The organism is Pseudomonas sp. NPDC087615, from assembly GCF_044743445.1.
In the GTDB taxonomy this organism is placed as follows: domain Bacteria; phylum Pseudomonadota; class Gammaproteobacteria; order Pseudomonadales; family Pseudomonadaceae; genus Aquipseudomonas; species Aquipseudomonas baetica_A.
Genome location: NZ_JBIUWM010000003.1, coordinates 200,822 through 208,816 on the forward strand (window position 1 = coordinate 200,822; position 7,995 = coordinate 208,816).

The 7,995-nt window shown below is 49.2% G+C and carries 7 protein-coding genes; all 7 read left to right on the forward strand.

The window, feature by feature from the left end; translation table 11 throughout:
* The first annotated feature begins 336 nt into the window (after nt 1-336).
* The gene (locus ACIOU6_RS03485; RefSeq protein ID WP_401133838.1) at nt 337-1,923 is read left to right on the forward strand and encodes an ABC-F family ATPase; all 1,587 of its coding nucleotides are present in this window, start codon (nt 337-339) and stop codon (nt 1,921-1,923) included.
* Nucleotides 1,924-3,025: 1,102 nt separating this feature from the next.
* On the forward strand, nt 3,026-3,664 hold the full coding sequence (locus ACIOU6_RS03490) for a TnsA endonuclease N-terminal domain-containing protein (protein WP_401133840.1): 639 nt from the start codon (nt 3,026-3,028) through the stop codon (nt 3,662-3,664).
* Nucleotides 3,645-4,142 (forward strand): hypothetical protein, encoded by a 498-nt coding sequence (locus tag ACIOU6_RS03495; protein ID WP_401133842.1) that lies wholly within the window; start codon nt 3,645-3,647, stop codon nt 4,140-4,142. The genes ACIOU6_RS03490 and ACIOU6_RS03495 overlap by 20 nt, the downstream gene beginning before the upstream one ends.
* A 5-nt stretch (nt 4,143-4,147) precedes the next feature.
* Nucleotides 4,148-5,590 carry a Mu transposase C-terminal domain-containing protein gene (locus ACIOU6_RS03500; RefSeq protein ID WP_401133845.1) on the forward strand — a complete coding sequence of 481 codons (1,443 nt, stop codon included), beginning with the start codon at nt 4,148-4,150 and terminating at the stop codon, nt 5,588-5,590.
* Nucleotide 5,591: 1 nt separating this feature from the next.
* Complete coding sequence (locus tag ACIOU6_RS03505; RefSeq protein WP_401133848.1) at nt 5,592-6,035, forward strand: ATP-binding protein; 444 nt, start codon at nt 5,592-5,594, stop codon at nt 6,033-6,035.
* Nucleotides 6,036-6,063: 28 nt separating this feature from the next.
* Nucleotides 6,064-6,528 (forward strand): hypothetical protein, encoded by a 465-nt coding sequence (locus tag ACIOU6_RS03510; protein ID WP_401133851.1) that lies wholly within the window; start codon nt 6,064-6,066, stop codon nt 6,526-6,528.
* 14 nt (nt 6,529-6,542) lie between these two features.
* Nucleotides 6,543-7,604 carry a TniQ family protein gene (locus ACIOU6_RS03515; protein ID WP_401133854.1) on the forward strand — a complete coding sequence of 354 codons (1,062 nt, stop codon included), beginning with the start codon at nt 6,543-6,545 and terminating at the stop codon, nt 7,602-7,604.
* The last annotated feature ends 391 nt before the right edge of the window (nt 7,605-7,995 follow it).

A 7,995-nucleotide genomic window follows, 5' to 3' on the forward strand; every position in this document is an offset into this window, starting at 1 on the left:
GCCTGAACTCTGGCGTCTTATGCAGTGGTCTGAGTACACATGGCACGTCCTTGAGCCCGCGCCGTTCTAGGGCGCTAGGTGAATGGATGGCATTTTAGCCACACTTTGTAACCGATAGTGAGCCTTCATCTGTGAAAAACTGTCCCGCGATTGTGCCAATCGGCGTTCGTGGCGTGTTCGCCCTATCGTTTAAAGAGCCAGACCAGTACAATCGCCGCCAAACTTTACGCGCCCCCCTTGGTTGATGACGGGACCTCCCCGCTTCAGCGCACTTTGACTCGGGCCAAGCGCTCCGGCCGCACCCTCGCAATTCAGAATGCTTCGCAGGAAAAACACTTGATTTCTACAGCTAACATCACGATGCAGTTCGGCGCAAAGCCGCTCTTCGAAAACGTTTCGGTCAAATTTGGCGCGGGCAACCGTTACGGCCTGATCGGCGCCAACGGTTGCGGCAAGTCGACCTTCATGAAAATCCTTGGCGGCGACCTCGACCCGTCCGGTGGTCAGGTCATGCTTGAGCCGAACGTGCGCCTGGGTAAATTGCGCCAGGATCAGTTCGCCTACGAAGAATTCACCGTGATCGACACCGTGATCATGGGTCACGAAGAGCTGTGGAAGGTCAAGGCCGAGCGCGATCGCATCTATTCGCTGCCGGAAATGAGCGAAGAAGACGGCATGGCCGTGGCCGAGCTGGAAACCGAGTTCGCCGAAATGGACGGCTACACCGCCGAATCCCGTGCCGGTGAACTGCTGCTGGGCCTGGGTATCGGCATCGAGCAGCATTTCGGCCCGATGAGCGAAGTCTCGCCAGGCTGGAAACTGCGTGTATTGCTGGCTCAGGCGCTGTTCTCCGATCCGGAAGTGTTGTTGCTCGACGAACCGACCAACCACCTGGACATCAACACCATTCGCTGGCTGGAAAACATCCTCACCCAGCGCAACAGCCTGATGATCATCATCTCTCACGACCGTCACTTCCTGAACAGCGTGTGCACCCACATGGCTGACCTGGATTACGGCGAGCTGCGTCTGTTCCCGGGCAACTACGACGAGTACATGACCGTGGCGACCGAGTCCCGCGAGCAACTGCTGTCGGACAACGCCAAGAAGAAAGCGCAGATTTCCGAACTGCAATCGTTCGTCAGCCGCTTCTCGGCCAACGCCTCGAAAGCCAAGCAGGCCACTTCCCGCGCCAAGGCGATCGACAAGATCCAACTGGCCGAGGTCAAGCCCTCGAGCCGTGTCAGCCCATTCATCCGTTTCGATCAAAACAAAAAGCTGCATCGCCAGGCCGTCATGGTCGAAAAAATGGCCAAAGGCTTCGATGGCAAGCCGTTGTTCAAGGATTTCAGCTTCCAGGTTGAAGCGGGCGAGCGCGTCGCGATCATCGGCCCGAACGGTATCGGCAAGACCACCCTGCTGCGAACCCTGGTCAACGAACTGACCCCGGATGCCGGCAGCATCAAGTGGACCGACGCCGCAGAACTGGGCTACTACGCTCAGGATCACGCGCACGACTTCGAAGACGACGTGACGCTGTTCGACTGGATGGGGCAGTGGACTCAGGGCGAACAAATGATCCGCGGTACTTTGGGCCGCATGCTGTTCTCCAACGACGAGATCCTCAAGTCGGTCAAAGTGATTTCCGGTGGTGAGCAAGGTCGCATGCTGTTTGGCAAGCTGATCCTGCAAAAGCCGAACGTGCTGATCATGGACGAACCGACCAACCACTTGGACATGGAGTCGATCGAGGCGCTGAACCTGGCGCTGGAAAACTACCCGGGCACGCTGATCTTCGTCAGCCACGACCGTGAGTTCGTATCGTCCCTGGCCACTCGCATCATCGAGTTGAGCCCGGACGGCGTGACCGACTTCAGCGGCACCTACGATGATTACCTGCGCAGTCAGGGTGTGGTGTTCTAAGAACAGCTATTCGTTTTGAGCTGCCAGTGAAAAGCCCTGTCCTTTGTGACGGGGCTTTTTGCAATCTGACGTGAGAAATATTGCGCTTCAGATACCTTCGCGAGCATACCCACTCCCACAGTGTGTAGGCTTTCAAAAAAAATGACAAAAATGGCAAATAAATGATCCAGACATAAGCATTAACTAATTGTTTTATTTGAAAAAACAAATGGACGGAATGAGAAAAAACAGGCGAAAGCATGCTCCTGAAGCTCGCTGGAAAAGGGCTTCAGAACTACTGAGAATCTAAAAAATACCTATGCACGCTAAAAAACTGCCCTTAGATACGCACGAACATTTATGTGCACCGCACACTGCGCACTGCACATTCGGTTATCGGCAAGTCCACAGTAATAGCCTGGATAACGCGTACACATAAAAACGACTGCGACAAAAAAATAAAACCAACCACACTAAAAAATTTATTGTCATCGTCAATTTCATTGGAATAATATTCTCACTCTTCCGGCGCGCCGATGATTACCTCCAGCGCGCAGTAGAAGCATCAAGGCTGATCCCCAACACGTAAGTATAAAAATTCGAGCGAAAAAGAAGGCCTAATTCTTGCGCATAACGCGCAAGTGTAATCTAAGAGAAGGAACTCACCTGGAAAGCTGATACATAACACGTAACTACAATCATAACAGTATCGCTTCCACGGAGTGGCACATGCAATTTTAGTATAGTTACGTGTTACGTTTTTCTGGTGGGACTATAGAATGGCTCCAGCTAACGCTCTCTGTATGTAGAGAAGCCGGACCGTTCGTCATTAAAACGAAAAAAACCAGGAATGAGTTTTAGACTCACTACTGTCTTTAAAAGAGGAGGTACCAGAATGTAAAACGCGGCCAACCTTGAGGGGTTAAGACCGCGACGAAACAAATGAAGCAACTACCAGTGTGGTGCTTGTAGTTTCTTCCATTTTTTCGTCGCCTGTCAACCCCCTCTCACAACTTCGATTTCAGCGAGGCCACTCGACGGGAAAGTGTTGCCTGTCGAAAAGCCTCAAGTCCAATGCACTGGTCGAGCGTTGCGTAGACGCTCGCTCGTGAGGGAGTTGCAGATGCCTGTACGAAAAGTCGTAACGCGAAGGTCAAACCATTTCAGGGGATATCACCCGTCACGTAAAAATGGACTTCCTATTGCCTGGGAATCCCAGTTGGAAGCTAGCTTCCTTCGTTTTCTAGAGCTTTCCCCTGAAGTACTGAAATATGAAGTCCAGCCATCACTGGAATTATTCCCCATGGATGGCATGGAAACCAAATACATACCAGATGTATGTGTCAACTTTGTCGATGGGACGACAGGATGGTTTGAAGTTAAACCATCGATGCGCCTCCTCAACCATAAGGTGACGCTGAAAACCAAGGCGATTCAGGCTCACTTCGCAAGTACGGAGCGCACATTTCATATCGCGACAGAGAAATTAATTCTCGCGATGCCAATGGCAGACAACCTTTTAACGCTGATGTACCACCGGCGCGGAGCGGACGTATCAGAAGCGTACAGTGAAAGCTTGAGCTCTAAGTTCAACAGCGCCCCTCCTCAGACACTGGCTGACTTGATGGAACTGTTGGGTGCGCAAGAAGCATGGCGATTATTAGGTTTGGGTTACATAGGTATAGATCTGAGAAATCCTATTTCCGCCTCGACTCCAATTTTCCTGACCGGAGGTCATCGCCATGAAAACCTTTTCGCTTAAACCTTCCCTTGTGATAATCCATGAAGATCGTGCTATGCGCTTTATGGGAAAAAGCATAAACCACAAACTTATCTTCAAGGACGAATACGGAGAACCTATTACCTTCTCTGAGAGAGAATTTTACTATCTCTTTGATGAACGAAAGATCACTATCGATAAAAATCAGCCTCACCTAGGCGAAGTCCCATACGTTCGTAATGTCGCTCCAGATTTGACGTGCTTTCCGAAACATCACTCGGCAGAAGCAGTGCGACGTAAACGCTATCTCGATGCTGCAAGTTTTGAAGGCGAGTTACCTAGCAGAAAAGAACTGAATAAACAGCTTCCGGAGCTTGCCAAGAAGCTTGAAGACCCGAAGGGAGCCCCTTCAGCGATTACGTTTAGACGCTGGTATTACAAAGCGAAGGGCAACAGCATTGTTGCTTTAGTACCTCTGCACGCAAAAAAGGTCGAGCAACAGTATTCACTTCTGAGCTAGAGGACTTGCTCCTAGATGTTCTAAATACAATTTATTTCAAACCCGAATCGATGCCAATTACGCAAGTCTACGAAGAGTTCATTCGTCGCACTCGTGAATACAACAACGATAAATTGCCGTCTGCGCATCTGAAATATATTTCAGAGGCTACCGTTCGACGCTACATCGAGAAACTCGACCCTTACCAGGTCCAAGTCAAAAAAAATGGACGGCATGCGGAAGAAAAAAAATTCTCGAAAGCGGTTGGACAACTTACCGTTAGCAATATTCTTGATCGTTGGGAAATTGACCATACAGCACTCGATGTCATGGCAGTGGATCCAGTCACAGGTCGTATGATTGGACGCCCTTTCCTCACTGTCGTATTGGACCGCTATAGCAGGATGATCATGGGGTTCTGGCTTCACTTTGCAGCACCCAATACAGAAAGTGTTCTGCAAGTGATAGAAAGAGCAATTAGCCCGAAAGCATCTTGGCTCGCGAAATTCCCTAAAGTTATAAATGATTGGCCAGCTCGCGGCCTCCCCTTGCGTATTGTTCCAGATAACGCTGCCGAATTTCACGCTGGCAATCTTGTCATCGCATTTACGGAAATGGGTATCGAAATAATGTTCCCGCGTTCTAGGGGCCCTCAAATGAAGGGTGCTGTCGAACGTTTTTTTAGGACGCTAAATATGGGGCTCATTCATACGCTTCCAGGCACTACCTTTTCAAATGTCAAACATCGCGGGGACTACATTCCTGAAAAGCACGCGTGCCTAACGTTGCAGGCTCTCGAGTCAGCCCTTATTAAATGGATAGTCGACATCTATCACCAAACGCCACACAAAGGACTTGATTCGAAAACTCCCATGGCAGTCTGGAAAGCCATGGAGCCACATCGTGTCATACAGATGCCGGCAGATCTTGACGCCCTGGAGACCGCGTTATCGCACAGGAAACTTTCAACTATTCAAGCTTATGGCATCCAACTGTCCAACAACTTTTATCACTCTGATGAGCTCGCCAGCTTACGAATTAGATTAGGCGAAGAAAAAAAGGTACAGATTAGATATCGGGACGAACTCGGTCACATTTGGGTGCACGATCCTTTTCGCAACGTATTTTTTGAAGTCCCAGCAAAGGACAAGCGACTCGTAGGCATGAGCCGAGACTTATACAAAATTGCGACAAAAATAGCTAAATCCGAAAATGCAAACAGCATAAATCGAGAGGCCATTCAGCGCGCATATCATCAACTCCGTAAAGATATAGAAGAGGAACGTCGCTCCAACAAACTGCGTATTCGACGTGAGGCAGCGAAAACAGAGGCTGCTTTGAATAAAAACACTAGTAGCCAACCCACAGCAGCATCACCGAACTCGTATGAGTTTCCTTTTGTGGAAAATGATAGCGACGAAACACCGTCGATGTTCCCCGTTCAATCATTTTCACCAATGGAGGTGTGACATGAACCTGACGCCAGCCACCGAAAAGACACCCAGGTTAAGCAACCATTTCATTACCACCCCTCAGATCGAGCGAACTTCGGCCCGAGTATATGAAGTTATCGATGATACAAGAGCCTGTGGAAAGGCGAAAGGACTTGTCATTTGCGGACCCAGCGGCGCTGGTAAAAGCACCATGATCAAAAAGATCATAAAGGATCGTCGCATTGAAATCGCTGACGGTCATGAGTTTAAGACCATTTACATGGACATACCCTCGAAGCCCACCACAAAATCGATGGGGGAAGCATTTCTTGAGGCTCTACAAGATCCTTTTGCGAGGAAGCATGGCCACTCGGCGGAGTTTAAATTACTTCGAATTGTTGGCTTAATCAAGTCACTCGGTACTGAGCTAATAATTTTCGACGAAGTTCAGCACATCGTTGATGTATCGCCGAAACACTGAAGAAACAAGCAAATGGGTCAAGTATTTAATGAACCACACCGGTGTTGCTGTGATCCTTATTGGCATGCGAGAAACTCAAGAAATCTTGAATAATGACCAACAATTGCGCAGGCGTTTTTCCGCCACCATTGATTTTGACAGATTTAAAATCAGCACCCCATCTTCGAACAACTTCTCCTCGCTACTTAAAACCCTGGAGACCATTATCAAAGTTAAGTCCGTCAGCCTCACCACCAGCGAAATGCTGCAGAGATTCTACTACGCCTCTTACGGCCTCATAGACTATCTGATAAAAATACTTGATCGCGCAGCATTTCTTGTTATGAAAAACAAGCTAGAGGGCATTACCCTAGAGGTGCTTTGCCAGGCATTTGTCGACGAAGTTTGGAGTAACGCAAAGGACAACCGCAATCCTTTCTCCTCTCAGTTTAACTTCCGTTCCCTTATCGGGCACAACGAACCTTTCTATAAAGTTGACAACGATCAACAATAAGGAGGAGCGCCACCATGCTTTATAAAAGTGATGAGCACATCGACCAACAATTAATCGTATTGAGAGAAATAAATGAGGCCCGCGAGCTTGCTGCGATGCACAGAATGCACGCCGCAAATGAAGTGCCTGCGCCACCTACCATCAATTTATTGATCAAGACCAAGCTTTTTCCTTGGGAAAGCCTTGAAAGCCTACTCTTTCGAGTCTCTACGTTGAACCACCTTTCAGGCATTTCCATTCTGCAGCGTGCACTCATGCTTCCGGAGAATGGGGTGATGTCGATTCGGCGACACCTGCAGTTAGGCGTAGCGCTAGGCCAGGACCTTATAGCTCTATCCCCAACAATTCCAACCCTGATGAGCAAATCGACGATTAGGTTGCAGGGGCATCTGCTGCCGATCAAGCACCTCGCACTCAGTTCGTCCCGCGTGTGCCCTCATTGCGTGGAGGAACTTGGATACGGAAAGTCATACTGGTCGTTAGCCCCGTTTTCCGTCTGCGAGATGCATAAATGTATGCTGATCGACAGTTGCTCTGCATGTGAAAAGCCGTTATCAGCAACACGCCCCGCTTACGATCGTTGCTCGTGTGGCGCACGTTACTCAAAAATGACCTCAACTGACTGCTCTGAACAGATACAAGAAATGAGCAGCATCATTGCAGCCAAATTTACCAGGCAACCTATTGCTGATGGCAGTCGCTTTTATCCGGATGAAATTCTTTCGATGGAGTTGCTGGACGTGTTGGAGTTGTTAGCGTTTCTAGCTGCCCTGTCAGAAGACCCAAGTACGACGTACCTGGACTTAAACCGTAAAGTCGTGAGCCTAAAACTTTGCCATCGGCGCTGTAAAAAGGCGACCAGCGCACTATTGGACTGGCCGAATGGTTTCCACAGGTTACTAGCCTCTACTCGACGTTTTAGGTCATACAACGAGACGGCCGCCACTGTATACAACAGCATTTCTCACGTCATTGGCGCGATCCCTGCGGGGACGCAACGAAAGTGGTGCCGCTTTATTCTGTCCGGCGTTGAGAGCTTTTTGAGTAAGCGCGAATCGTGGAGCCATTCTTCTTAGAGGAGATCGTACCGATGTTCGGCCTAACAGTTGACCTGAGTGTTATTCCTGGCGAAAGCCTGACGAATTTCCTGCAACGAGTAGCTGCTGCCAACTTTTTAAAGTTAACAGATCTAGTGGCACACCTTAGGGATTCTACACAGCCGAACATTTTTCCGGACTCACTGCTCCCAACAACGTGGAGATCAGCCTATGCGCACCTGACATCTCAAACCACTAACAAAACGTGGTCTTGTCTAAAGCCAAAAATTTGCACCTCCTGTTTTTCGGAGCATCAACAAATCAAGGAGCCCTGGTGGACAAGCCCCATGAAAGACAGGACACCCTTTCCCCCTTACGATAAGGGATAGGCAAACGGTTATGTTTATGACTAATAGCAACGACAAGAGTG